Genomic DNA, 25,831 nt, shown 5'->3' on the forward strand with positions numbered 1-25,831 from the left:
GGTGAGGGGCGCGGCTTCCGGGGCGGCGGAGACTTGGCGGTTGACGGCCGCCCCGGGGGCCGGTCAGCGGCGCTTAGCCTCGGCGTTCACGAGCGAGCGGATCACCAGGGCGCAGACGGCGACCGAGGCGCCGGTGACGGCGACCGCCAGGAGCATGGAGACCAGGACGGCGCCGACGACCAGGACCACGGCGGTGCCGCCGCCAATGAGGGTGAGCGCGGTGCCGGGGGTGAGCTGGACAACGGGCCGGGACGGCGCCGCCGGAGCGGGCGGTGGAGTCTGGGCAGCCGGGACGACGGCGGTCGGCTCGACCACGGCGGGCGGGGTGACGTGGCCGGTCGGTGTGGGGTTGGTCGGGATCTTCGGGCGGAACATCAACGGTTCTCCCTTCCGGGCGGGTTACTTGATGAGCGCGTTGATGGCGGGGGCCAGGACGCTGTCGGCGAGGAGGAAGCCGCCGAGCAGGAGCACGGCGATGAGCCACCAGGGCGGGCGGATGAGCTTGACGCCGAGCCAGCCGACGACGAGCAGGGCGAGCCAGAGCGGAACCTGCACGGGTGCCTCCTAGCGGACGCGGCAGCGGTGGGTGCGGGCGGCGAGCTGGGCGGCGGACTGGCTGGAGTAGTCGGCGGACCAGCCGCAGCGGTCGGCGGTGCACACGGCGGCGTGCTTGGTCCGGCCGTTGCGGTCGCGGTAGGTGCCGATCTGCACCGGGCCGATGCTCATGACGGAGTGGAAGTGGTCGCGGGCGGGCATCGCAGCAGTTCTCCTTTCGGCTCAGGCGAGTTGGGCGGCGATGGCGTCGGCCAACTGGGGCGGGACGCCGAGGCGGGCGCGGAGGGTGTCGGTGTCGATCCGGGCTCCGGTGCGTGCTTCGTGGTCGGCGGCGACCTTCCGGGCGTGCTCGACCAAAGCGGCCGGGACCGGTACGGCCGGTGGGGCGGGCGGAGGCGGAGCGGCAGCGGGAAGCGCGGGGGCCTCTTCGGTCTCTGCCTCCGGGGACGTGTCCGTCTCCGAGGGCGGTGCCTCAGGAACGGGTTCCGGCTCGGCGGCGGGTGCCGGCGGAACCGGCTCCCGGTCCGTGGCCGACGAGTGAGCGAGCAGGGTGCCGCCGAGGAAGGCCAGCGCAGGCCATCCGGCGACGCCGAGGCGGAGCAGGGCGGGCGGGTTGGCGAGGTCGAGGAATCCGGCGGTGGCGACGTTGGCGCCGAGCGAGGCGAACAGAGCAATGAGGAACCAGCACCAGGCCAGCCGGGACGGGCCGTCCGAGCGGAGCCGTCGCCAGGCGGCGACCAGGAGCAGGTCGACGCTGACCGGGTAGGCCCACGCCTTCCACCCGCTCTGTCCGGCAGCGGCGGCCAGATCGTGCAGGTGGGCGAAGGACAGCGCTCCGGCGATGACAGCCTGGACCAGGACGGCATCGACGCGGAGAGCGGGGCGAGCCATCAAGAGTCCTCGCCGGGGTAGGCGGGACCGTCGTTGGGGTCGTAGCCGGGCGGGAAGAGGCCGGGCGGCGGCTCGGGCAGCGAGGCGGCCAGGGACGGGCCGATGGCCTCGATGAAGCCCTGGTCAGCGCCGGTCGTATTGGCGTAGTGGCCGAGCTGGAGGAGCAGGAGCACCGTGCGGGCGAAGTCCTCGCGGTGAGGGCACATGGCGGGGCTTTCCCTTCGTCAGGCATGGCAGGGGTAGGGACCTGGCGCGAAGCGGTCGCGCCGACCGGGAAGCGGGGAGAGTCAGGCCGTCGCGGGGGCTGTCTTGGACAGCGGCACAGGGGCTGAGGGCAGCGAGGCAGCCACGGGCTTGTAGGCCGCCAGCGCGGGCAGGTCCGGCGTGCGGTCGGCGTACTTGTTGCAGATGTTCACGGCCTGCCGCAGCGAGGTGTGCGGGGCGCGGATGCGGTGCCAGCCACCGGTCGAGTCACCCGCGATGGCAACCCCGCGCATCTCGGCGGGGATCTGGATGGCGGCCAGGACAGCGTCCGGCGAGATGTCACCGAAGGCCATGTTGGCGGAGGTCTCGTCGTTGACGCGATGCGCGGTCCGGCCGGTGAGCTGGGCGCGGAGCATGGTGATGCCCTTGCCGAGTTCGGAGCCGAAGCGCTGCCCGCAGATCTCGAGGTAGATGCCGGCCGCGCGGCCGAGCTGGGCGAGCCGAACGAGGGCGGTGATGATCCGGTCCCGCCGCTTCTCCTCCTCCTTCGTGGTGAACAGGGCCAGCTCGGCGACCTCGTCCACGAGGACCACGATCGGGATCGGGCGCAGGTCCTCGGGCAGGTCCCAGATGTCGGCGGCGATCTCCGCATCCGGCACGGCCCCGCTGATGCGCTGCTCGGCCCGTATGAGCTGGTACACCTCCTCCATGTGCGCAACCAGGGCCTCCAGGACCTCCAGCGCGGTGTCCGGGGTGTCGGCCAGCGCGGAGAAGCGGCGGGCCAGCGGGAACAGCTCGACCCCTTGCTTGCAGTCGATCCCGACAAGCGCCACATCGTGCGGGGCCAGCCCGGCCACCAGGTTCCGCTGGTAGACCGACTTGCCGGACTCCGTAGCTCCGAGCGTCAGGCCGTGCGGGACGGCGCGGTAGTCGCGGTAGTGCACCGAGCCGTCCTCACGCAGCGCGACAGGAATCCGCATCGGCGCACGCTCGACCTTGGTCGGCATCTGCACCCGCTTCAAGACGTCGTAGCCGGTCATCCGCACTTCGACCACACCCGAGCGGACCTCACGGGAGGTGACGCCATACATGCCGAAGGAGTGGCGCAGCCGGTCCGTGGCGGCCGAGACGTCGAAGGCGTCCTGACCAGGGCGCAGCTTGAGCCGCAGCACCAGGCCGGTGCGAGTTGGCCGGAGCCGCAGGATGCGCGGCGGGCGAGACTCCGGCACCGGCCGGTTGGTGGCCCGGGCTAAGGCCAGGCGCCAGCGGGAGGGCGGGACCGCCAGTCCGCAGGCGTCCATTACGGAGGCGTAGTGGACCAGGACCCGCAGCATGGCGAGGACGACGCCGAAGGTCAGCCAGTACCAGGCGGGGCGCCGCCACCGCAGGAGACCCGCAGCGGCGACGACCAGCACCACAACGACCATGAACCACGTCATGGCTCAGGCCGCCTTCGAGGCCGAACCGGTGGCGGTCAGCGAGGTGACGGCGACCGCGCGGAAGGCGATGCCGTGCCGCTTCTGCCCGTTGAACTCGTTCTCCCAGGGACGGGCGATCAGCCCCGTCAGTGCGACCGGGGTACCCATGGCCAGGTCACCGGAGATGCCGGTCTCAGGGACGGTGATGGACAGGATCTCGACCTCGTCGTTGGCCGCGAACATCACGTCGACGGTCATCAGCTTTGCGCCGGTCTCGGCGTCGAGCGCGATTTCGCCCGTACGGCGGTCCTTCACCTTGGGCTGCGGGGTCTTGGCGACCATCACGGTGGCGGCGGTGGTGTCGACGGGGATCTGACGCATGATGTAACTCCCTTGAAGAGGGGCGGGAGCGGCGTACTTGCTTCGCGGTGGGTCGCCGCTCTCGTGCATTGACTGGACGCACGGCAGGGCCGCAGGTTTTTGCGCCTCCAACTGGTGCGCACCAGTAGGTTGCATCTGGTGCGCACCAGAAGTCAAGCGCTGCCGCCGCTTCGGCTTCTCAACTCGCCTTGCTGCGACGCTTCTAGGGAACAGCCCACGCCAACGACCCGGTAGCCAACAGGGGTTAACACCTGACGCGTTAACCCCTGCCGACCTGCGGCGATGTGAGGCATGCTGCAATTGAGGTCTCGGTAACCCAAGCAGGGCGGCGCCACGTGAGGAACGGACTCAAGACAGCAAGAAGCGCACGGGAGTGGTCGCAAGAGCGGCTGGTTCGGGAGATCGAGCGCTACGCGCGACAGCACATGCTCGACGTGGCATCAACAGCCAGTCTGCGCGTGTACGTCTCGGAGTGGGAGAACGGCCGGCGCTCCATCTCAGCCCGCTACGCGAAGATACTCCGAGCGCTGCTTGGCATCACTGACGACGAACTGGCAGGCAGGACAGAGCTTCTGACGCCATCGGTTACGGCGGACGGATACGACGAGTTGATGGGCCGGATCGACGCGGCTCGCAGCATCAGCCTGACCATGGTGAACACGTTCATGGACCAGACGGAACTGTTCAGGACCGTAGACCGGCAGATGGGTGCCGCCAGTCTCGTCGACCAGATGACGGCTCACCTGACGACGCTTGAGGATGCGCTCACCTTCGCTGTGCTGCCCGATACCCGGCGTCCAGTCGCTCGAGCATTGGCAGGAGCCGCGACGCTGGCCGCCTGGCAGGCGCTTGACGTCGGAGCTATTGAACGTGCCTGGCGGCACTACGAGCTGGGTAAGCGAGCCGCCCAAGAGGCCGAAGAGCCGATGTACCTGGCACACGCAACAGCCGAGCAGGCTTATGTCCTCTGCGACGCTGGACGCGCGCCCATGGCAGTGCAACTGATTCGCGAGGCTCAGCGACTCGGCGGCAAGGCCATGTCTCCACGTCTTACGGCGTGGCTGCACGCAGCCGAGGCCGAGATATGCGCCCGTGCAGGCATGGCCGACGACTGCAAGCGCGCACTTGAGGACGCGGCGCGATCCCTGCCCCCGGGCGACGAGGCTCGCGACCCGGACATGCTGAGCATCTTCCTCAACGAAGGACACCTCACCAGGTGGCGCGGCAACGCACTCGTCCTGATAGGCGACGACGAAGCCGTAGAGAGCCTCTACAAGGCTCTCGACACCACCGACCCCACGTTCATACGGGCGTCCGCGGGGCTGCGGTGCGATCTCGCACAGGCGCACATGGCCCGCGGCGAGTACGACCAGGCACAACAGCACCTACGTCAGGCCCGCCTCATAGCGAACCGCACGGGATCAGTCCGTCAGCGGCGCAGGATCGAACAGCTCACGCAGCAGTTGTAGGCGAAGCACCAGCACCGCGCGAGGACAGGACATGGAGCAGGGCAACGAGCGTGCCAGAGCCCATGAGCTCACCCCGTGCCATAAGGCCAGGAATGTCGGAGAGCGGCACCCAGGCGATGTGCCCAGCCTCCTCCAGATCCGTCGCCTCACCAATGAGCTTGGCACCCTTGCCCACGAAGATCTCATGCGGTGAGTCGACCATGCCCACCATGGGCTGATACGTGACCACGTGCTCAAGGGAGTCCGGCTGCCAACCAGTCTCTTCCTCGACCTCCCGCAGCGCCGCCTGCAAGGGGTCCTCACCGTCGTCGACGATGCCGCCCGGGAGCTCCCATCCGAACGAGTCGGGCACGAAGCGGTAGCGCCATATCATCAGGACGCGGTCCTGGTCGTCGATGACGGCGGCGATGGCCACGTGGTGAAGCTTCACGACGTGGTGCTCAAAGCGGTCGACTCCTGGTGGCTCGACGTCGACGAGGCTGAGCTTCACCCAGCGGTTGTCGTACAGGGTGCGCTCGCCATGGATCTGCCACGGCTCGACATCCGCCGGCGCCTGGGTAGTCACGGACCGATCCGGCACGCGGTAGGAGCTACGACCATGCACCTCAATGGCACCTTCGGCCACGACCTTGGCCAGCACCTGGCGCAGCGCGGTCCGACCGATGGCCAGCTCTTCCGACAAGGTCCGCTCGGACGGGAGCTTGGAACCTGGCGGATACTGCCCCGTCGCGATCCACTCGCGAATCGTGCGGTAGACCCGCTCCGACTTGGGTCCCATCCGGTGAGCACGCTCCTTGTCGTCCTGTTATGTCGGCCGACACAAGCGTAGCCGTGACCTCCTCACGTGAGTAGGCACCGACGAGGGAGATGATCAAGAGCCAGCGGCGCGGTAGAACTTTCCCTACTTCATCAAGCACCCGTCGTCGCTTCGCTCCTCCGGGCGGGCGCGGGCGGCCGGCGGCGCCCGCGCTCATGTCTCCGCCCCGCTCGGCACCGCCGGCCGCCCGCTCCCGCCCAAGAGGCAGGCACACAGGGCGTGAGGTCAGAACACGTCGTGGCTGGGGCGGTCGGCTCCACGGCTTTTAGGCAGCCACCTTGGCGCGAGCCTCGAAGATCATGGCCCCACATCGGGCACTAACGGGCAGGTCCACAAGCCTGCCCGATCCGCGGGCCAGCGTAAGGGGCCGTGATCACTCGCGCCAAGGCAGCTCCAGCCCAAAAGCCGCTCCGCCGACCTCGTTCCGCGTCAGCAAGTGGCTCGCGCCACGGCAGTCTTCTACTTCGTGTCCACGCAAGGACACTGGCTCAGCCGGCCCCACCTGTCTCTGGGCAGCCTCAATCCGCATCTTTCACAGTGGGAACCGTCCCTCCGTATATTCCGCAACGGGGGTGTCTTGGCCTTCCCTCTTGGACGCTCTACGGGATACGACACGATCTGGCCCCCTCGCTCTGCCTACCGGCACGACTGCGCCCAGCCGGTGGGATTGACGTAACGTCACCCCAGCCGTGCACAGTGTGGCAGAGTAATGAGTCGCGTGTGAGCGAACCGGGCGGAACACGGGCGCACGACATAAGCAGCGCACGACCCGGGCAAACTCCTGCCGGATGAGACGCTGGCGGCCGCCCTGACTCACCGAGACCCGAAGCCAAGACGTGCATGCCCTGTACAAGTTCTATACAGGATCTCCATAATCGTGGCGTTGGAACCGAGGCTACTGTCCGCTCAGCTAGCCCCGCTCAGTGAGACTGAGGAACTTCGAACGTATGACTCACTCTGCATCCCTCACCGCCAGTTGGCAGTACGACGTGCCTGTCACCGACAGTACGCGCCTGCCGCCGGATGCCGGGTATGCCAAGGCACTGACGAACCAGGGATACGGCTTCGAAGTTGCTGTGGCTGACCTCGTCGACAACTCGATCGACGCTGGAGCGGACTCGGTGGTGGTGCACTTCCTGCGTGACACCGACCGCATCGTCTCGCTGCTCGTCCTCGACAACGGCCAGGGCATGGACGACGCGTGCCTCAACAGCGCCATGACTGTCGGGCGCCGTCGTGACTACAGGGGGCGGGCTCTAGGGATGTACGGCACCGGCTTGAAAGCCGCCTCCTTGTCGCACGCCCGCTCGCTGACAGTCATCAGCCGTACCAAGCGGAGCCGCGCAGCGGGCCGCAAGCTCACCGCTGAGGGAATCGAGGACGGCTTTCGCTGCGACACTGTTGACCCGGAGTTCGCCCAGAGACAGATCGACACGTATGACGGGCTGATCGAATGGCACGGCACGATCGTGCGCTGGGACCGGGTGCGCGCCTTCGAAACGGTCTCCTCTGGCCAGAGCGAGCAGTTCCTCTCGGAGGCGATATCCCGGCTGGAGACCCACCTTGGGCTCTATCTGCACCGGTTCCTCAGCGACTCACTGAACCTGGATATCGCCGTGTGGGACGTGGAAACCGGCGACGAGACCGACCACATCAGCGTCGAGCCACTGGACCCGTTCGGCTACAAGGTACCGGGCAGGGCCGGATACCCGAGGGTCTTCGCGGCTCCGGTCGAGGGCGCAGGCGATATCCGTCTGCAGGCGCATATCTGGCCCGCCAAAGCCAAGGAAGCCGGGTTTCGGCACATCGGACCGTTGAGCGAACGACAGGGCTTCTACTTTTACCGCCACGACCGGCTCGTGCAGGCCGGCGGCTGGAACAACCTGCGGAGCCCCGAAAGCCACCTAGCGCTAGCCCGAATCGCGGTGGACCTCCCCGCAGACGAGAATCGGGTGTTCAGCCTCAACGTGAAGAAGGAAGGCGTCCAAGTCACTCCTGCCTTCACCCGTGGTGTTGACAAAGCAGTCGACGCCACGGGCACCCCATTCAGCACATACCTCGCTGACGCGGAAGCCGCCTACCGTGAGGGCGCCTCGCGCTCGGCCATTGAACGGCCGCCAGTCATCGCTCCCGGCAAAGGCTTCGACCCCAAGGTCAAGCGGACCATAACCGAAGAGCTCCCGCTCAGGGGCGGGGAGGATCCCATCAGCATCGAATGGGTAGGCCTACCCGAAGATCGATTCTTCGACCTCGACCGAGACACCCACGCGATCCTGCTCAACCGTGCGTTCCGGGACGACTTCAACGACGGCCGACGTGGCGGGTCCAACGATGCGCCTGTCGCCAAAACGCTGCTGTACCTGCTGCTCCAGGACTGCTTCGGGCTCGGCCGCTGGGAGAAAAAGCGGGCCGACCGTATCGAGTACTGGAACAGCATCCTACTGGCGTCGGCCTATGCCCAGCGTGACCGCCGACGGCGCAGTTCCTCCTGACTCGCTGCACGTAATAGCCCGCACCCAATCGCACCGGTCAGCCGATTCCTCCCCGAGAAGAGAACCTGCAGTGAGCGACGCGCTTCTGGAAATCCACACTTCCGCCCTGGCAGCGATGGGGGCGAAACCCCTGCCTTTCATCAAGGTGGCCACCGCCCTGGCAGACGACGAAGTGCCCGGCGTGGACCTCAGCGAAGAGGCCTTCTGTATCAGGCTCGCTGACGACGGGGCCAACGGCGGCGCGCTGGCCACAGCATGGGCGAAGGCACTCACGGCCTGGGACTTCGCCGAAGACCCAAGTTGGGCTCTGGGCACGACAGCGAGAACCGATGAACGCCGCACGGTGGCCTACGACCGCCTCCAGTTCAGCGATGCCCTGCGTAAGGTCCTCGACTCGGCCATCCCGGTTGCCAAGATGCCGGGTGCCACCGTCATCGCCCGCGAGCACACCCCGTGGTACACGCCCGAACGCGCGGCCGCCCGCACCTTCTACTGGCAGGCGTACGAGGGGAAGCTTCGCAACAAAGGCTGGTCCGAGGCAGCCATCGCGAGCCTGCACGAAGCCAGTCGGGCAGTCGTCGAGCGCCTCACCGACCCCGAGCAGGTGGGCCGCCGCCAAGCGAAGGGCCTGGTCGTCGGCTACGTCCAGTCCGGGAAGACAGCCAACTTCACTGGCGTCACGGCAAAGGCCCTCGACGCCGGTTACCGGCTGATCATCGTCCTCGGCGGCACCCTCAACCTTCTCCGCGCTCAAACGCAGCGTCGCCTCGACATGGAGCTGATTGGCCAGGAGAACATCCTGCGTGGCGCAGACCCAGCCGACTTGGACACACTTGTTGGCATCGACTACGTGGGAGACGACAAGGATTGGGACGAGTTCGTCCGCCACGGGGGACGTCCTTCCACCCTGCAAGCATTCGACATCGAGCGCCTAACGACCCGAGACAAGGACTACATGAGCCTGGCTCAGGGCATAAAGGCACTGGAATTCGAAAAGCACTCGCCGACTCTGCCGCTGTACGACCCGGTCAACCTCCACCGGGCAGCAGCACGCGTGATGGTCGTCAAGAAGAACAAGGCAGTATTGACGAAACTGGTCAAGGATCTCAAGCAGATCCACGGCATCCTCGGTGAACTGCCCGCCCTTATCATCGACGACGAGTCCGATCAGGCCTCCGTCAATACCTCCGATCCCAGGAAGTGGGAGAAGGACTCCACTGAGCGCACCGCCATCAACAGCCTCATCTCGCAGCTGCTGACACTGCTCCCACGCGCCCAGTATGTCGGCTACACAGCGACCCCGTTTGCGAACGTCTTCGTCGACCCAGGAGACGCCGAGGACATCTTCCCTAGCGACTTCCTCATCTCCCTGCCTCGCCCCGAGGGCTACATGGGAGTCCAGGACTTTCACGACTTCGACTCGCTGCCGGATCCGGAATCTCGCACGGTCGCTAATTCTCAAGAGAAGGCGCATGTGCGGGGCATCTACGATGGTTCTGACGACCGCCTCCAGGAGGCGATGGATGCCTTCCTCCTCAGCGGTGCCCTAAAACTCTACCGCGCTCACCACGGGGTCGCGGAAAAGCCGTTCCGCCACCACACCATGCTGGTTCACGAGTCCGTGAAGACGGATGATCACGCAGCCCTCGCGCTGCGCATCAATAGCATGTGGCACCAGGCCGGCTACACCTCTGCGTATGGCCACAACCGCCTCGCGGATCTCTGGACCGCTGACTTCGCCCAAGTCTCCGGGGCCCGCGCCGCGCACCTTCCCAATCCCGCCTCATACGACGAATTGCGCCCATACGTCAGCCGCGCCCGCCAACTCATCGCCAAGGGCGGAAACCCTGTCATCGTCGTCAATGGCAACTCGGACAAGTACTTCGAGCAGCTTGACCTTGACTTCGACCGCACACCAAACGTCTGGAAGATCCTGGTCGGCGGCACCAAGCTGTCCCGCGGCTTCACCGTGGAGGGCCTAACAATCACCTACTACCGCCGGACCGCTCGCCAAGCGGACACACTTATGCAGATGGGCCGCTGGTTCGGCTTCCGGCCCGGCTACCGCGACCTCGTACGGCTGTACATTGGGCGCGAGGAGCCACTGACCAAGACGGCCATAGCGGACCTTTACGAGGCGTTCGAGTCGGTTTGCCGCGATGAGGAACTTTTCCGTCAGCAGCTCGCTCAGTATGCCGAATTGGTCGACGGCAAACCCCAGCTCACGCCCGCCCAAGTACCGCCGCTGGTCGCTCAGCACCTGCCCTGGCTCAAGCCATCGGCAAGGAACAAGATGTTCAACGCCGAGCTCGTCGAAATACGCTCGCCCGGCAAGCCCATCGAGCCCGCCGCCTACCCAACCGACGAAGCAACCCTTTGCCGTAACACCAAGCGATGGCGTCCGCTGCTCACCGCCCTGTCCTCGGAGCCTGCTGCCTTTACCAGCCCGTCCAAGGCAGACGGCGCACAAGGTACGACGTTCTCCGCGCTCACGGCCCGCGTCAGTCACTCCGAACTGATCGCTGTGCTCAGCCAGCTGGAGTGGGAGCGTGAAGGCATCTTCCAGCCCCACCTGCGCTACCTGACCCAACTGGACGGCACCCTCGCCAAGGTCGACGACTGGCTAGTGCTTGCCCCGCAGCTCACCAAAGCCGACCGGGTTGAAGCTGTCGTGCTGGACTCAGTCCCGCTCTCGCTCGTGCGGCGCCAGCGCCAACCTGGTAAGTCCTCTTTCGGGCGCATTGCAGGACTGGAGCATCGCGCGGCAGCTCAGTGGTTGATCGACTCAGCTGTCGATCCCGCCTCAGCGCCCCCATCGAGCGCCTGTGTCGGACTGAGGACCGGTATTGCTTTGCTCTACCCGGTCGTCGAAGCCAAGCTAGGCGCAGATCTCGGCGCCGTGGCCGGAGTTTCACGGGGCAAGGCCGACCCGGCCAAGCTGGTCATGGCCTTCACCTTGATTCCGCCGAAGTCCGCGACCGACTCCTCCCGCCGCCTTGTCCGTTTTCAGGCGAAGGACTCCACACACACCGACGCCGCGATCGTGGCTGCACCAGCGCAGTGATGCCCTGATGGGCGACTGCCCGCTGAACCTAGGGACAACGGGCTTGGCGGTACAGGCCGGCAGCCGATCGGGATCAACGGTGGTCTTCCATATCCCAAGGTTGGCGGCAAGGACGCTAGATCGAAGTACGGCTGGCGCCCTTGGTTGTGGCGGAGCGGCGTGCCGTCCTGGTCGACGAAGAGCCATGCATGATCGGGGCATCCCACATGCCTGGATTTGACCTACTACCGAACTTGGATGGGCACAGAGTGACCGTAAGACGGGCTACGGGTGCGGAGGTCTTGGCGCATTTCGTGCCCGACCTATCCAGCTTGAACGATCAGGATCCTTTCGACGTCCTCCTGCGGACAGGGATCTGGCTACCGTTGGACGCTTACGCTGCCTGGCCAGTGATGCTGCCATGGTCGGTGCGCGATTTGTCCTGTCGTAGTGCCGGGGGTATGCGCGAAGAGCTCTGGTCCAGCCCGGATGTGCGCGGATACTGCTTGGACGACAATTCTTTCATCAAGGGCACAGCCCGTTCCCTGACAGTGACCGCGCCTACAGGGCATCCTCTCGCCGGTGCGAAGATGGCCGGCGGATTCACTGCAGCACATATATGGCGAGACGTCGGCCAGCCCGTCCTTGCCAGCCGGATTCCGTTGCTTTACAGCTTCATTCCAAACCTCGTCTGGCTTCCGAGCGAGGTTGCCAAGCTCACCGATCGCGAAGGCCAGCCGTTCCAGCGTGCAGCTCAGCTTCTCTCGATCGCACTGTTTCGCAACGCACCCGTGTCAGCACACCTAAAACCGGTAGTTGAGGAGGCGTGGCAGATGATCGGCGCATCCGCACCAGTAAACCCAACACTCCACAGAAAAATTGACTCCGTCGGCGTCAACTGGTTTGCCGCGACACCGGCCTTCTTCCGTACACGCCATAAGCGAGTCGACGAGGTAGCGTCGGCACTGCTTGTTATCGAGCGCGGAGCGCCCCTTACGAAGAAGGTGGTCAGCAGTCGTTACACCGCCGGACTACCCAACGTCGCCCACCGTGCACGCGCGGAACTGTACGAGTGGCTCCAGCGCTTCCAAGCTCCAATCGCTGCCGCCCCTGCAGAAACCAGCGAAGTCGGCTTGGGCGCCAACCCGGCGTGCAGTTGCAGAAATCAACCCAATTGCGCACACGTGCTCAGAGCGGAGAACACATACGATCCATCCTAAATTTGACCAGCATCGGTCATGTTGACGTCAGCATAAATCTTCGATAAGTCCGATAGGCAGGAGCATTTTCGCATGGCCGCAGCACTTACCGAGGCAAGGGAGCGATTCCACACGAACATTGTCGACAGGAACACCCTATCCCTGTCGCCTGTTGATGTGGCCTCAAACGCCGACAGCAGCCAAAGGACCAGTATAGCCATCGCGTTGACTATTGCACGGAACCTCGGCGCCCAAACCATTCCGACAAAGCTCACTGGTCAGCGCGCCGGCAAGCAGTTCGAAGAAGCCGTCGAAGATTTCCTAACAGAGGTATTTCCTGCCTTGCAGTCCCTCCGTCCAGGCGACTGGACCATCGAAAACGTAGGTGGATCACGCGCCGAGTACCAGATTCAAAGTATGAGCCCTACTCGCACCTGGCGGACCTCGCGAATGCCATTGAGAATGACCGTACTCTCGCGTCCGTATTGGGGAACTCATATGAGATCAGCCCTGACATCCTGGTGCTACGGAACCCTGAGCCGGACGAAGTCATAAATCGCGACCAAGATCTCGTAGATGCGCACTCTGGCCAGTACACAGTTATCCGGCGGAGTAACCAGGAACGCCCTCTAGTCCACGCAATCGTCTCGTGCAAGTGGACGCTGCGCAGCGACCGCGCACAAAACGCACGTTCGGAAGCCCTAAACGTCATCCGGAACCGCAAGGGACGTACGCCACATATCGCGGTGGTGACCGCGGAACCCTCGCCATCAAGGTTGGCATCCCTAGCCCTGGGAACGGGAGATATCGACACGGTGTACCACTTCGCACTGCCGGAGTTGATCCAAGCAGTCGATCAAACAGGCAATGACGAGGCAATCAGCATGCTTGACACTTTGGTTACAGGGAAACGACTTCGCGACATCAGCGACCTGCCCCTGGACCTAACCGTCTAACGGAGGCCTGTGCACGACCGGTCAGTTCATACGCGACCGCGTCTCCGTAAACCGTGCGTACCGGCTCGTGGGCTTCAAGGGATTTCTCTAGGCAGGTCAAGGAAGGCCCCGAGCCGGTACGCATGGAGTCCAAGCTGGTCATTCGCATTGATTGCGAAGTCCGAGGCGAAGCAGGGCCATTAATCGCTCAAAAGCTCGCGTCATGCGGCAGCTAGAAAGGTTTGAGACCTTGACTATAGACGATGAATGGAAGTCAAAGTATGACGCACTGGCAGTCGAATTCCTTAAGCGTCACTTTGGCTACCCCCCAAATCTCGCGTTTTTGCGCCCCAAGAAGACGCCAAATTACGCCTGGAAGAAAAAGAAGAAGGATAAGCCCAAGGTGATTCCAGGGTACATGTCAAAAATAACCATGAATACCATGGGCTTGAACGGCACGCATGGCAGTATTATGCAGTTGGTCAATACACCGAAGCATACGAATTCTTCCTGATGGCGGCCGCCTGGCGCCGTGCCGACACGGAGGCAATCGGCACAACAGACCCCGAACATGAAGAGGCCGTAAAATTTTGCGTTCGTCACGCCCTATTCAATAAAGCCCTAGCCGAGAGTGCACCGGGTGAGCACCCATCCTTTGATAAATACAAAATAGATATAGACACTTTGGAGAGGAAGACCGATCAAGCCTGGAAAGAACTGGACGACTTTTCAGGGTGAGCTTGACTGATTCGCCATAGCCAGGGCCGAGTTGTTAACCGCATGGCACGGCCAAGGCATTGGGCTAGCTGATACGCGAACGCATCTCAGCGAAGCGTGCGTGCCGCTCGTGGCCTTCCTGCCCTATGAAGCCCTTGAAGCCTACGAGTCGGTACGCACGTCCCCCGAGTTGGTCATCCTCGTCGATCACGAAGTCTCGGGCGAGCATGGCCATCCGGCGCTCAAAAGTCAGAGAGTCCATCTTCTCGCCCGAGAGCTTCACCAGCTCCTTCTCCGTCAGTGCAGTCGGAGCACTCTTAAGGGCCAAATAGAGCCGGTCATGCATGACCTCGGTCTCTACCTCAGCCAGTTCCTTGGGCTGGCCCTTACGGCTCAACGCATTGGCAATGGAAGTGCCAACCGCTCGTGCTACGGGGGGCGGAAATGCATTACCGATCTGCCGGTACCTCGTCGTCTTACGGCCAGTGAAACGCCATTCGTATTCAGGCTCCTTGCCCCAGCCTTGGATACGAGCCACCATCTCCGTGGTGAGCTTGGGTGTGAAGTCGATAGGATCTTTCACTGTGGGCGGTGCGTCGGCAACGCCCATGGGATCGACGCCAAGGTTACGCCAGGCTGTTTTAGCACGGGTTGGCCCGAGGTCTGCGCCTCCATGCTTCTTTGAGCCGCCAACAATTGTCGGGGCGATATCGGTCGCTTTCTCTGTCGCCCAGGCGTCGGCGCCCCGCCAGCCCTTAGATTTCATCATTTCATGCAGAGCACTTCCAACGGTGGCTTCGGTGGGCATTTCCTCAGGCCACTCGAACCATTGAGCGTCTTCATGCCGCATGGCGACGAGGACGAAACGCGGCCGCAACTGGGGAACGCCATAGTCATTCGCGTGAAGTAGTTTCCAGTCAGACCAATACCCAAAGTCCCTGAGGCGATCTTTCACGTGCTGTCGATATGCGGAGAAACGAGGCATCGAAAGACCACGCACGTTCTCGAGAAGCAGTGCCCTGGGCTGCATCTTCCCGGCCAGTTCGACGGCCCATGCGAAAAGGTCTCGCTCATCAGTGGCACCGAGCTGCTTACCGGCGATCGAGAACGGAGGGCAGGGCACTCCCCCCGCCAGGAGATCCACGCCATGGTATTTCTTGGGTTCCCAGCGGTCCTCGTCGGCGACGTCCCCCTGTACGACCTTCCAGTCACGGTTCTCACGCAACGTGTTGACAGCGTTCTCGTCCAGCTCGACGGCCACCGCGTGATCGAACCCTGCCAGCTCAAGGCCGAGCGACTGGCCTCCAGCGCCCGCGCAGATCTCCACGGCCGACAGATCAGCCACGCTCGTACCTCCAGATCGGGATTGCACAGGTCTACTATCCTGACCCATCCAACACCGAGGGTCTGACACTCACTCTTGGCTACGGTGTAACCGATGGCCCTCAACAGTGACCCCGCATCGCCGACGCCGCCGACTCCCGGCCGCTCGCGCAACATGGCTGCGATCAAGCGGCGGGATACCAAGCCCGAGCGAACCATCCGCTCCTTGCTGCACGCCGCAGGCAAGCGGTACCGCGTTGATGTCCGCTTGCAGCTGGAGGGTGCACGACCACGGCCGGACATCGTCTTCACGCGCGCACGAGTGGCTGTCTTCGTGGATGGGTGCTTCTGGCACTGCTGCCCCGAGCACGGTCGGCAACCTGGTGTCAACGGCGGGTACTGGGGACCCAAGCTAGAGCGCAACGTCGCACGGGACAGGGCCGCCGACGAGGCCCTGGGAGCCGCAGGGTGGACAGTCGTCCGCGTATGGGAGCACGAGGCTCCGGAGGAGGCCGTAGAGCGCATCCTCGCGGTTCTTGACGCCGCTGCCCCGGCTAGTCGAGGCGCCCGAACTGGATGAGGTCCTGTACCGCGTCCTCTTCCCTGCGCAGCACGAGCCGGCCGTCGCCGTTGCTGTAGGCCAGCACGGAGCTCCCGGGCGATAGCCCTGCCTCGGCGAGCACCCCAAGGGGGAGGACGACCGAGCCGTCTTCTGCGATCGTCAGCTGGATAGGTTCCCTAAGCACGAGGCAGAGCCTTCTATGCCGCGGCCGCCGTCGCAACCGACGGGTGACGTGGCAGGTCAGGGCGCCCGGTCGGACCTGGTCGATTGCCCGGCAACCCGGCTGTGCCGGTCCGGGCAGTGGTCTCACTTCTGGTCTCATTCGCACGCGTACCGCCCCGTCCGGATGAGTACGAGCGCAAGTCGATACCCAGGGCAACGAGCACCCATAAACGCAGGTGAACGGTCCCGTACGACCTTCCGGCGGGCACGAGCACACTTGGAAAGCGTGTTGGTGGGTCTGCGGAAAGCCAGACACGACGACCAGTAGCACGCCGCTTGACGCTGTGGAGGGCTGCCGCCAACGTCGGCGAAGAAGCCCGCCACAGCCGCTTGCTCTGCTAGAAGTCTTCCGTGCCCAGTCTCCTGCAAGGCTTGTCCAGAGCCGCGCGTGGCGGGTCGCTCGGGTGGTGGCCTACTCCGTGGCGGGCCTTATCGGCGTAGGGATCTTCGTCGTCCTCCCGATCACAGCCCAACTCAGTGGGTGGAACGATGATCATGAGGATCCACGGGTCAGGTCTGGAGCTCCATCCGCCACGTTCACGCCAGTTCGCTGGACGTATCAGGGCTACGAGTGCTCAGACGGGTGACCGTCAGACTCCACTGGCCGCCAAGGGGCCTGTAGCCATCACGGAGGCGTTGTCTCCGTATTTGAAGGAGACGACGGAACAGTCCTCAGGTGTGGAGACGACGAGCACGCACCTCGTCCCGACGAACAACAGCAGCAGATCGAAGACTATGGGCGCGTCGTCTGCGTGTTCAGGTGACATCGGGTTCTAACGCGGATGATCACGGCTGCACCACATGCACCAGATCGAGCGGGGAACAACGGGGAACCACGGTGAACGCAGCCGAGGCCGGCAGGCAGCTCTCAGACCGTTCACCCAGGTAAGCGGGCGAACGGACCGCTCATGCTCGCAGCTTCTTAAGCTGAGGGCTCAGGCGCCGTCGTCACAGGCCGGCCGTCGTGGGTTGCTCTCTGGTCGACGGCACAGACAGCGTGGCTGAGGCCGGGGGTGCAACGAGGCACACGCGCGCCTGGGGTGGTCGACGGACCCGCCGTCGTGGCTGGCTGTCGTTGGCTGAGGTTCAGACGGAGCCATTGAAGGTGCTGGCCGTCAGCCGAGCGCGCCGAGGCTGGGCCGTCTCCGGGCCGTCCGAGGCCGCTCGACAGCAACCAAAGACGACCAACGACGACCAGCAAGCGCACGGTCCCACCGCCCCTCACCAGCGAAAACCCAGTTCACCAAGATACCCGGCAAGACCCAGGGCAAGAAAAAGTAAGCCGACCGAGCAGTGGTTCCGCCGGTACGGCGAGTATCCGAATTGTGATCGGGCGTGCGGGGACTACAGTGGCGGGCGGACAGGGTGCCAGTGGGACACCAGCAGCCCCGCCGGCGTGATGGGCGCAGGCAGAGACCGCGACCGCCAGGACGCCACCGTCGACGGATGGCCTGGTACTGCTCGGGCGAGGACTAACCACAGCGTTCGATACCTGCGTGATCATTCGACGGTCGCGCTCTCCGCGACGCTGCTCAACTCTTGCTTGGCCAAGGATGCGGCATGGCGCTGCAGCATCAGTAGCGCGGCCTCCGAGTTGTCTTCGAAGGATCCCTCTCCCTGCGCCGCTGCCATTAGGATGCCGATGCTGGTGAACTGAGCGCACAAGATCACATGTTCGGTTTCACACAATGGCAACTCGGCCGGTTGGCATCTCGTCGGCGTGTTGACGGACGTGTGGCCTGTCGAGGTCGCCGCTGAAGCCTAAGAGTTTGAGTGGAGAAGTCTGATGTCTGCGGGTGTCGACCCGGTCGTCAGTGCGCGTATGTCCCGAATCCGAGGGCGAGACACCGCACCCGAGATGAAAGTGCGTCGGGAGTTGCATCGACGCGGGCTCCGGTACCGGGTGAACTTCAAGCCTGTGTCCACGTTCCGGCGGACGGTCGACATCGCCTTCACCAGGCAGCGGGTCGCCGTCCTGATCGACGGGTGTTTCTGGCATGGCTGTCCGGAGCACTTTCGGCCGGCAAAGGGGAATCGGAAGGAGTTTTGGGCGGCCAAGGTCGCGCAGAATCAGCGGCGTGATCAAGATTCCACCAGGGCATTCACGGTAGCGGGATGGACCGTTCTTCGTTTTTGGGAGCACGCTGACCCGGTCGAGGTGGCCGACAAGATCGAGAACGAAGTGATCAGACGGTCCGCAAGCCAGCGGTCGCCTTCCGAGAGACGGCGTAAGTGACCTGCTCGCATCGTGCTCTCAAGATGCTGGCCAGCGAGACCGCGAGCTGCCAGTCGTCGTCGGGCAGCGGTGCGGTGTTGGGCTTGGTGACGGCAATGGTGATCAATTGCGACTCGGACTCCGCTCGGCGTAGGCAGGCGTGCCAGACCATGCCCTGAAGGCTGTTCATCGGGCCCCAGGTGACGAAGGCCGCCTCACCGTCGGGACCGTCAGCGAAGCACCGCATTGGCTTCACGTCCAACGTCTCAGCACGAGGGGTCCAACCCGCGCCGAGGGCGAGCCGGACTACCGACCGCGGACCGGGGTACTCCCGTGACGTCATCTGGGCCATGGGCCCGAGGCCTTCGAGCGCCCTGCGATACTGCTTCGCCGGTCCGTCCTTGATCCACGGGCGTATCTTCTCCGTGGGCATGAACTGAGCGAGTCGCCCCCCGATCTTGGGATCCTTGGCGAAGCGGTCGTACATCTCCGTTGCAGCAGGTGGAGAGACTTCCTCCCACCGTGCGGCGTCGAAGTGGCGGGCCAACTCCGCGAAAATCTCCAGGCGGATCGGTTCCGGAAGGACCGCCATCACACCCCCTCGATGGGCGGGAACTCCAAACGGACGCTGTCGTCGGCTCCCCCGAGGTCACCCACGTCAGCCATCCACTGATCCAGGAGCCCCTTCACCCTCAGGTCCTCGAACTCGAACTGGTTCCGCCCAACCGACACCTGCTCGATTTCGCCTTCGGACACCTGTCCGCGCATGTCGTACACCTCAGCCAGCCGCCGGATGTCGCTAACGAAGTCCAGCACCTCCACGTGGGTCTTCCCCTTACGAAGACGTAGTCCGCGGCCAAGCTGCTGTACGAAGATGCGCCGGCTGTGGGTCACCCTGGCGAAACAGAGGATATTGACGTCGGGCACGTCGACGCCCTCGTTGAGGATGTCTACGGCGACGAGGATAGGCACCTCTCCCGAGCGGAACCTGAGTAGTCGTGTCCGGCGCTCCCGCATCTTCAGTTTGGCGTGCAGCGTCTCGGACCTTTCCCAGCCGGGCCGTCGGGCGAGCAGGTCGCGCATCCGCTCCGCGTGCTCAATCGTCTGACAGAAGATGATGGCGCGGGGGTTTGTGGTCCGGTCCCAGACCTTCTCAAGATGCTCCCGGACCGACTCGTCCCGCTCGGGGATGAAGAGACGCTTGTTCAGGTCCTTGATGGAGTAGCCGTGCTCGGAGGCGTGGCGGACGAAGTCCCAGTCGATGTTGTCGGCGAACACACGGTACTTCACCTCGGCGAGGTACCCCAGTCTCATGCCCTCCGAGATGGACACCCGCTCGACTGCTTCACCGAAGGTCCGCTCGATGTCGTACTTGTCACCCCTCCACGGCGTGGCAGTCACACCCATCCGTTTGGCCTTGGGCAGCAGACCCATCAGGGTGGCGTAGTTCCCGGCCTCTCCCACGTGGTGCGCCTCGTCCACTATCACCAGCTGAGGGTCGTATCCCGATTGGACGTAGTCACGTGCCGTGTTCGATACGCCAAAGGTGACGCCTGGCAGGGAGTCCGGTTTCGAGTCGCCGTGCAGCAGACGGGTCGGTACGTCCTTGGGGATGTCCCGCCACATCGCCCGTTCGAGTTGCTCCACGAGGTCGATCATGTGCGCGGTGACCAGCACCTTGGAGCCCGGGTTGGCGAGGAGGAATCGTCGCAGCACCCTGCCGGCGACAACCGTCTTGCCAAGGCCCGTGGCGAGGTAAATGAGTGCTTCACCAGTGTCCTGTAGGGCGGCCCAGGCCGCTTCCACGGCGCGGTCCTGATAGGGGTGGAGGTCGAACGGTGTGACTCGCTGCGGAGCGCGATCGTAGATCGTCGCTAGTCGTCGGCCGTCCCAGAGGGTCACATTTACTCCGACCTCCCTCAGCGCGTCCGCTCGCTCCTTGGCCTTCTGGGTGAACAGTCGGTTGGTGACTACGACCGCGCGGTGGATGGCGTAATGCCGCATCGCCGCGTGGGCCTCGTCCACCGCCTCGCGATCCACATTGCCCGACTTCTTCCATTTTGACTGGAAGATCCAGTCCTCATCGTTGAGTCGGCCCAGGAGGTCAGCGCCTTTGTCCCCGGGACCATCGATGTTGACCACGTCCGTGAACGAGATCAGGCCGAGCAACCGCTCCAGCTGGCGCGTGAAGCCCTTCGGGCCCTCCTCGACGAGGAAGGCCGGCTCTAGGAATGATCGGTTCATGCCTGGACGATCTCCGAGTCCAGCAGGTCCGCAGTAAGGAGCAAGCGGGACAGTTCCAGGGTGTTCTGCAGGGGTGGACCCACAACCATCCGCTTGAGGTCAGTGAGGAAGGCGCTGACGCGGGCCACTTGGTCCGCCTGCGTCTCCTCGCCCAGCGCCGCATAGGTGCTACGAAACAAGCCGCCGTCCAGCACCAGTTCGGGAGCGTTCGTAACGAGGTCGAGGATGCCCTCAGCGCCCAGGTAGCGTGCGAACTCGCCGTTTTCTACCGCAGCCTTCCAATTGACGTCCGGTGCCACCGCGATGGCGTACGACTCGGCAGCCCGCTTTGACTCGCCGGACAGGGCCGACCAGAACGTGGACGCGTCCTTCGAAGTGAGGTCGGCGAGCCGCTCGCGCAGGCCCTCCAGCAGCATCTCCGCGCGGGCACGCACCGCACTCGAGTGCACTCGCCGGTCAGGGAACTGCTCCAGGATCGAGGTCACCAGTCCATCAATGGAGCCCGACACGGAGTACACGTTCTTCAACTGTGGTGCCGCGCAGAAGAGCGCGACGTTCAGCGGAGACCACCCGTACCGCGCGATCAGCGCGGTATCGGAATCCACGTAGATCTCCACCTCGCCAGCTACGATCCGAACGACAGTCGGCTGCCGTTGGCCGTCCTTGATCAGTTCGACTCCGGTGGTGACATAGACGCGAAGGAACGCCTGAGCGGTACCGAGGCGAACTTCGCGGTCGGTGTCGGGAAGCAGCATCGCGTGCTCCTTGTACCTCGCGAAGCGTTGCTCTTCGGTCTCCGGCAGCGTCTCCGCGGCTACATCCGGCTGCTTCTGATCCTTGGACGGTGTGGGGCCGTCGGCCGCCCCCGCTCCCAGATGTCCGAGCCCCTCCTCCTTTAGCCAGTCATCCTCGTCAGAGGGCGAGGCCGGCTCCGGTGGTGGTCCGTTCTTGATCCGGTCATGATCGACTGCGGCGTCGTACCACTTCTCGTCGGTCTGATACTCCGGATCCCCGCTGCGGAACTTCTGTGCCCATCTCTTCGCCTCAGTGTGGATGGCGGTGCTGCCGTTACCGGGCATGAGGTACCGGAGACCCGGCTTGTTCTCCCGGAACGCGTTGAAGAACCGGCTCATCGGGGAGTCGTTCTCCCGATTGAACAGGCGCTTCGAGAGCTGGGGACGCAAAGGCAGGTCGCCTCGCACTTTCGCGACCATGTACCGCCACTCCGGCGACGACGTGTCGAAGTTGGTCTTGCGGACGTTGACCGGCGCGTGATCGAGATGGATCTCACCGACGATGCGGCCCATACCGAGTTCGATCGGATACTCCAGCTCGATGTCCCCGTCCGGCCCCTCCCAGTCGAACAGTGACCGGTCCCTAGTCGTGATCGCGCGTCCGTACCGGAGGAATGTCAAACCAAAATCGGACTTGTCGGCGAACCTTTGCACGCCCAGCCATCCCACGATCCGGCGCTCTCGCTCCTGGATGTCAGTGCTCTCGCAATCAACGCACTGATCGTGCCTTGAGGTGTACCAGCGACCACAGTTCATGCATGCGAACGCGTTGGTGAGTGGCACGTCGATCGGTTCCGCGGCAGGCACCTTCCCGGCCTTGTACGTGACCGACCGGGTCGGGTCCCAGATGCATGGTACGAGAGGGGGTACATGGCGGCCGTTGACGTACAGGCGCTGGTTCAAGCCGCCCATCAGCTCCGCGCCTGAATGAGGCCCGTCGGGATCACGCAGCATGTAGGTGTAAATTCGCCCCAGGTTCTTGCTGACTTCCCGGATCGAACTCGCCGACCTCAACTTGTCGACGATGTCTTCGCGGAGGTTCGTGACCGAGACGAGAGTGCCGTGCTCGTCGAGATCCTTCGGATCGTAGCGAAGGGGCACCTCGTACGACGACCGCTGTTGCATCGCTCGAAGGTCGATAGTGGCGGTGATCCAATGGTCGTCGCCACGTCGTCCCGTACGGACCTCCGTCACCGTGCCGAGGCGAGCAGTGGCGATGTTGAAGCCCATGCCGAACAGGCCGAGGCTGCCGAACCGTTGCTTACCCGACGTGCCGGCGCTCAGAGCGTGACCCAATTCCTCCTGAGACATCCCCCGGCCGTTGTCACTCACGACGACCTTGGCGCCCCTGTTCGCCTTGCCCGCCGTCGGCAGGGTGATGTCTATTCGAGGTTCCAACGTCTCATCGACACGGGTGGCCTCAATGAGCTCGTCGAGGCAGTTGTCAATCAACTCGCACAGACACTGGTGAAGTTGAAGGTCGACCTCCGCGATCATCTCCAAGATCCGCGGGGACGGCATCAGGTTGAGGGTGTTAGGTCTCGTCTCCGTCTCCGTCATGACTCGGATCCCTCCGCGCGCAGGGCGGCATGGACGCTGGTAGCCACGACCCGCGCTAGCTCGACGGGCACCGCATTGCCGAGCTGGCGCATCGCCTTGCCCCAAGGGCCATGCAACTCGTAGTCGTCCGGGAAGGTCTGCAGGCGTGCGCTTTCCCTGACCGTGAAATAGCGTATGGAGCCGTCCGTCTCACGCAGCATGTTCTCGCCGCCAGGGACCCCGTGACGCCCGGCTTTCAACGTCTTGGCTGGCCAATCTATCGGGCTACCAGTGTGACCCGGGTAGGAACGAGCTCCGGGCTGAAGGACGTGATTGAGGACGCCCGTAGCACCCGTGAGCGTCGGCTCGGGGAGACCGACCAACGCATCACGTATGGTGCGCCAGCGTGCTTTGACCTCGTCCGGCCGCAGTTCCGCGGGTATGGGAACGTTAGGCCGTTCTGGACGTCTCGCCTTGGGCACTTCGTGTTCCTGCCAGTACTCACCAGTGATCCACTGGGAATGCAGTAGCGCTCTCTTCGAGTGCGTGGCATGCGGAAATTCCCAGGTCACGTCTAGATCGTTTCGGAAACCGACCAGGAAGACGCGCTGTCGCTGTTGCGGTACTCCGTAGTCCGCCGCATTGGCGAAGGCCGACGTGACCCGGTAGGCCAACTCTTGATTGCCGATGTCCTTGCGCGCGTCCTGCAGTCGCCGCAGGTGATCCGCCCACAGTTCGCCGGGCTTCGCGGTGAGGAGGGGCATCGAAAGCCTGGCCTGGATGTACTGGAAATAATCAGCGAACCTCGGGCGTGCCAGGCCCCTGACGTTCTCGATGATGAACGCGCGGGGCCTCAGATGGGCGACCGCCTCCGTCGTGGCCGGGAACATGTCACGCTCGTCGTCGTCCGCCTTGCCATGGCCGCCAATGGAGAACGGCTGGCACGGCGGCCCACCGGCGAGGAGGTCCACCTCGTCGGTGATGCGGGACCAGTTGAAGTCCCGCACATCGCATTCCTCGACGTGCCAGTTCGCGACGAGCTCGTGACCTCGAGCCTGGTTTTGTCGCACCGTGTCACAGGCCCACTTGTCCAACTCCAGAGTTGCCAGCGCGTCGAAGCCAGCCTCCTGACAACCCAGCGCGAGCCCGCCCGCGCCAGCGAACAACTCCACGCTCGCGAGCCGGGCGGGCGTGTTCCTCATCAATAGGAGGGAGGGGTGGCGAGCGACAACTCCTCGGGGGACGACCGCAGTTTCAGACATGCACTTCTTTCCAACCATCGCCTTTGTCTGAATATCATGATGCCGCACGGCCCGACGACCTCGCCAGGACCTGTTGGTCTCCTGATCGCCTTCCGGGCTGCAAGCGCTTGGCGCCACGGTTCACGCGACGTCGCCGAGGTAGCCGACGGCCGACAACGCGCAGTCGCCCCCCCCCGGCCGCCCTTGGACCTTCGTCAACCGGCCGCGCCTGGTGCGAGCAAGTCATCGACAATGCCAGCCTGTTGGTAACAGTCCCCCGCGCCTTGTCGATGCGGTTTGAGCCGCTGGCCGTACATAGTGCCGACCATCTCCGCACTAGCCCGCCCCCCGGCTCTCGCGACTGGAGCATCGCCGAAGCTCGCGTATGAGTCGGTCACGGTGTTCAGCTCCATTGATCTTCCCCGTGGTCCTGCGAGGTGAAGCGTAATCACGAAGCCGTGCGGGCAACGTCACGGTGCAGCAGCACTGATGACTGCGCGGCAGCACAGCATGCGGACAGATGAACAGATCTACCCGCAGGACACACAGGCTCCCCACCCGTCAGTACTTCATCCCCCTTGCCGATGAAAGCCCCATCAACCTAGCCGATCAACTTAGGATGTGTTCATTCTGTGACGATACGTGACCGTACTGTGATCTTCGATGGCCCTATAGGCTCGTTGACGGCGAGACATGGAACTGGGCGGGCGGGTTTAGAACCGCCAAAGCAGCCAGGCCCACGCGCCCCTGACAGGTCGACATCCCAGCGGCAGTGGCTGACCGGCGTCGGTTGGGGCGCGCGCCTCCTAGTCAACGCCGGTACCTGAGGGCAGACCTGAGCAGAGCCGCGATCAGCCAAACGTCCACGATGGTCTTGGTCGAGGGCGCGAAGGCGGTGCCGGTCCGCCGTGGACTACCCGTGGACTGGTCCCGCCTAATCTGCCACGTGGAGGGCCGTGACCTGCCGCGTTGCCCGGGCCCCCAAGCGGCCTCCGGAACCATGGATGGGCAGGGGGCGAGATCGGGCTACGCCAGAAGCTCCCACTGGTCCAGCCAAGCGGTGACGTCCTCGGGCTTTATGACGGTGCTCCTCGAGTCGGGGTTGCGAGGGCGTACACCTCCCACTTGCTCCAAGAACCGCCTGTGGCGGGTTTGCACTTCGGCACGCAGCGTGTCGCCGTCAGCGACGTAGAAATACCTCCCGTCCGCTGTGATGTGGACGAGTATGACTCGGGTACAGGTCAGAGCTGCGAACTTCTCGATGTCCGCAATCATCCAAGCACCCTTGGCGGCCACCATCACTTGCGCGGTGTGGCCGCCAACCTCGACGTAGGTTTGGGCGCCTTTTAGTCTGGCCGGCAGCCCCCGCAGGAGCGCCTCGGCAACAGCGAGGTGACGGCCTGCCTGGTGAGTTTGCGCGTGGGTGCGAGAAGCCATGGGCATGGCGACCAGCATGCCCCACGATGTGGCGGGAGCCCTCCCTGTCAGTCTGTGGTGAGACACCGGGTATGCCGGGTTATCCTTCCTGGGCGAGACAGGAGTCCACCCCCGTATGACCAGCACGAACAGT

General features: G+C 64.2%; 22 protein-coding genes and 1 pseudogene. 8 read left to right on the forward strand and 15 right to left on the reverse strand.

The features are described from left to right. Positions 1–63: 63 nt before the first annotated feature. The 7 genes from AB0N14_RS06500 to AB0N14_RS06530 form a co-directional block, all read right to left on the reverse strand. Positions 64–375: a SpdD-like protein gene (locus AB0N14_RS06500; RefSeq protein ID WP_366024574.1), complete on the reverse strand. Its 312-nt coding sequence runs from the start codon at positions 373–375 to the stop codon at positions 64–66. A gap of 24 nt (positions 376–399) precedes the next feature. Continuing rightward, entirely contained in the window at positions 400–555 is a 156-nt protein-coding gene (locus AB0N14_RS06505) for a hypothetical protein (RefSeq protein ID WP_366024575.1), read from the reverse strand. 9 nt (positions 556–564) lie between these two features. Then, positions 565–756 (reverse strand): mobile element transfer protein, encoded by a 192-nt coding sequence (locus AB0N14_RS06510; RefSeq protein ID WP_366024576.1) that lies wholly within the window; start codon positions 754–756, stop codon positions 565–567. Positions 757–777: 21 nt separating this feature from the next. Further along, complete coding sequence (locus AB0N14_RS06515) at positions 778–1,446, reverse strand: DUF2637 domain-containing protein (protein WP_366024577.1); 669 nt, start codon at positions 1,444–1,446, stop codon at positions 778–780. After that, on the reverse strand, positions 1,446–1,652 hold the full coding sequence (locus tag AB0N14_RS06520; protein WP_366024578.1) for a hypothetical protein: 207 nt from the start codon (positions 1,650–1,652) through the stop codon (positions 1,446–1,448). The genes AB0N14_RS06515 and AB0N14_RS06520 overlap by 1 nt, the downstream gene beginning before the upstream one ends. An 81-nt stretch (positions 1,653–1,733) precedes the next feature. After that, positions 1,734–3,089 (reverse strand): FtsK/SpoIIIE domain-containing protein, encoded by a 1,356-nt coding sequence (locus AB0N14_RS06525; RefSeq protein ID WP_366024579.1) that lies wholly within the window; start codon positions 3,087–3,089, stop codon positions 1,734–1,736. 3 nt (positions 3,090–3,092) lie between these two features. Further along, on the reverse strand, positions 3,093–3,449 hold the full coding sequence (locus tag AB0N14_RS06530; RefSeq protein ID WP_366024580.1) for a hypothetical protein: 357 nt from the start codon (positions 3,447–3,449) through the stop codon (positions 3,093–3,095). A gap of 335 nt (positions 3,450–3,784) precedes the next feature. Between AB0N14_RS06530 and AB0N14_RS06535 the strand changes: the two genes are divergently transcribed. Next, positions 3,785–4,918, forward strand: coding sequence for an XRE family transcriptional regulator (locus AB0N14_RS06535; protein ID WP_366024581.1), 1,134 nt, complete (start codon positions 3,785–3,787; stop codon positions 4,916–4,918). On the opposite strand, the gene AB0N14_RS06540 is transcribed toward AB0N14_RS06535, so the two are convergent. Next, complete coding sequence (locus AB0N14_RS06540) at positions 4,902–5,696, reverse strand: NUDIX domain-containing protein (RefSeq protein WP_366024582.1); 795 nt, start codon at positions 5,694–5,696, stop codon at positions 4,902–4,904. The genes AB0N14_RS06535 and AB0N14_RS06540 overlap by 17 nt on opposite strands. A 986-nt stretch (positions 5,697–6,682) precedes the next feature. Between AB0N14_RS06540 and AB0N14_RS06545 the strand changes: the two genes are divergently transcribed. The 5 genes and pseudogenes from AB0N14_RS06545 to AB0N14_RS06565 all read left to right on the forward strand — a co-directional run bounded on the left by AB0N14_RS06545 (position 6,683) and on the right by AB0N14_RS06565 (position 13,918). Beyond that, positions 6,683–8,227, forward strand: coding sequence for an ATP-binding protein (locus AB0N14_RS06545; RefSeq protein ID WP_366024583.1), 1,545 nt, complete (start codon positions 6,683–6,685; stop codon positions 8,225–8,227). Positions 8,228–8,297: 70 nt separating this feature from the next. After that, the gene (locus tag AB0N14_RS06550; RefSeq protein WP_366024584.1) at positions 8,298–11,291 is read left to right on the forward strand and encodes a Z1 domain-containing protein; all 2,994 of its coding nucleotides are present in this window, start codon (positions 8,298–8,300) and stop codon (positions 11,289–11,291) included. A 440-nt stretch (positions 11,292–11,731) separates the two neighbouring features. Then, entirely contained in the window at positions 11,732–12,490 is a 759-nt protein-coding gene (locus AB0N14_RS06555) for a hypothetical protein (protein WP_366024585.1), read from the forward strand. Between the two features lie 72 nt (positions 12,491–12,562). Continuing rightward, positions 12,563–13,425, forward strand: a pseudogene (locus tag AB0N14_RS06560) (NgoMIV family type II restriction endonuclease). Between the two features lie 229 nt (positions 13,426–13,654). Continuing rightward, positions 13,655–13,918, forward strand: coding sequence for a hypothetical protein (locus tag AB0N14_RS06565; RefSeq protein WP_366024586.1), 264 nt, complete (start codon positions 13,655–13,657; stop codon positions 13,916–13,918). A gap of 288 nt (positions 13,919–14,206) precedes the next feature. Here the strand turns inward: AB0N14_RS06565 and dcm are convergent, their stop codons facing one another. Then, a complete protein-coding gene (gene dcm, locus AB0N14_RS06570; protein ID WP_366024587.1) occupies positions 14,207–15,466 on the reverse strand; it encodes a DNA (cytosine-5-)-methyltransferase in 1,260 nt (419 codons plus the stop codon). Positions 15,467–15,559: 93 nt separating this feature from the next. On the opposite strand from dcm, the gene AB0N14_RS06575 reads away from it, so the two are divergent. Next, positions 15,560–16,024: a very short patch repair endonuclease gene (locus AB0N14_RS06575; protein ID WP_366024588.1), complete on the forward strand. Its 465-nt coding sequence runs from the start codon at positions 15,560–15,562 to the stop codon at positions 16,022–16,024. Here the strand turns inward: AB0N14_RS06575 and AB0N14_RS06580 are convergent. Next, positions 15,999–16,190 carry a hypothetical protein gene (locus tag AB0N14_RS06580; RefSeq protein ID WP_366024589.1) on the reverse strand — a complete coding sequence of 64 codons (192 nt, stop codon included), beginning with the start codon at positions 16,188–16,190 and terminating at the stop codon, positions 15,999–16,001. The genes AB0N14_RS06575 and AB0N14_RS06580 overlap by 26 nt on opposite strands. Before the next feature lie 1,860 nt (positions 16,191–18,050). Here AB0N14_RS06580 and AB0N14_RS06585 point away from each other — a divergent pair. Then, on the forward strand, positions 18,051–18,464 hold the full coding sequence (locus tag AB0N14_RS06585; RefSeq protein WP_366024610.1) for a very short patch repair endonuclease: 414 nt from the start codon (positions 18,051–18,053) through the stop codon (positions 18,462–18,464). Here AB0N14_RS06585 and AB0N14_RS06590 read toward each other — a convergent pair. The 5 genes from AB0N14_RS06590 to AB0N14_RS06610 form a co-directional block, all read right to left on the reverse strand. After that, on the reverse strand, positions 18,415–19,035 hold the full coding sequence (locus tag AB0N14_RS06590; RefSeq protein ID WP_366024590.1) for a hypothetical protein: 621 nt from the start codon (positions 19,033–19,035) through the stop codon (positions 18,415–18,417). The genes AB0N14_RS06585 and AB0N14_RS06590 overlap by 50 nt on opposite strands. After that, complete coding sequence (locus AB0N14_RS06595; protein ID WP_366024591.1) at positions 19,035–20,687, reverse strand: helicase-related protein; 1,653 nt, start codon at positions 20,685–20,687, stop codon at positions 19,035–19,037. Before AB0N14_RS06595 ends, AB0N14_RS06590 begins: the two co-directional genes overlap by 1 nt. Continuing rightward, positions 20,684–23,041, reverse strand: a complete 2,358-nt coding sequence (locus tag AB0N14_RS06600; RefSeq protein ID WP_366024592.1) for an ATP-binding protein — start codon at positions 23,039–23,041, stop codon at positions 20,684–20,686. The genes AB0N14_RS06595 and AB0N14_RS06600 overlap by 4 nt, the downstream gene beginning before the upstream one ends. Then, positions 23,038–24,222: a DNA cytosine methyltransferase gene (locus tag AB0N14_RS06605; protein ID WP_366024593.1), complete on the reverse strand. Its 1,185-nt coding sequence runs from the start codon at positions 24,220–24,222 to the stop codon at positions 23,038–23,040. Before AB0N14_RS06605 ends, AB0N14_RS06600 begins: the two co-directional genes overlap by 4 nt. Positions 24,223–25,287: 1,065 nt before the next feature. Then, positions 25,288–25,831 (reverse strand): hypothetical protein (locus tag AB0N14_RS06610; RefSeq protein ID WP_366024594.1); only part of this gene is annotated, 544 nt, incomplete at its 5' end.

The organism is Streptomyces sp. NPDC051104 (assembly GCF_040682835.1).
Classification (GTDB): Bacteria; Actinomycetota; Actinomycetes; order Streptomycetales; family Streptomycetaceae; genus Streptomyces; species Streptomyces cynarae.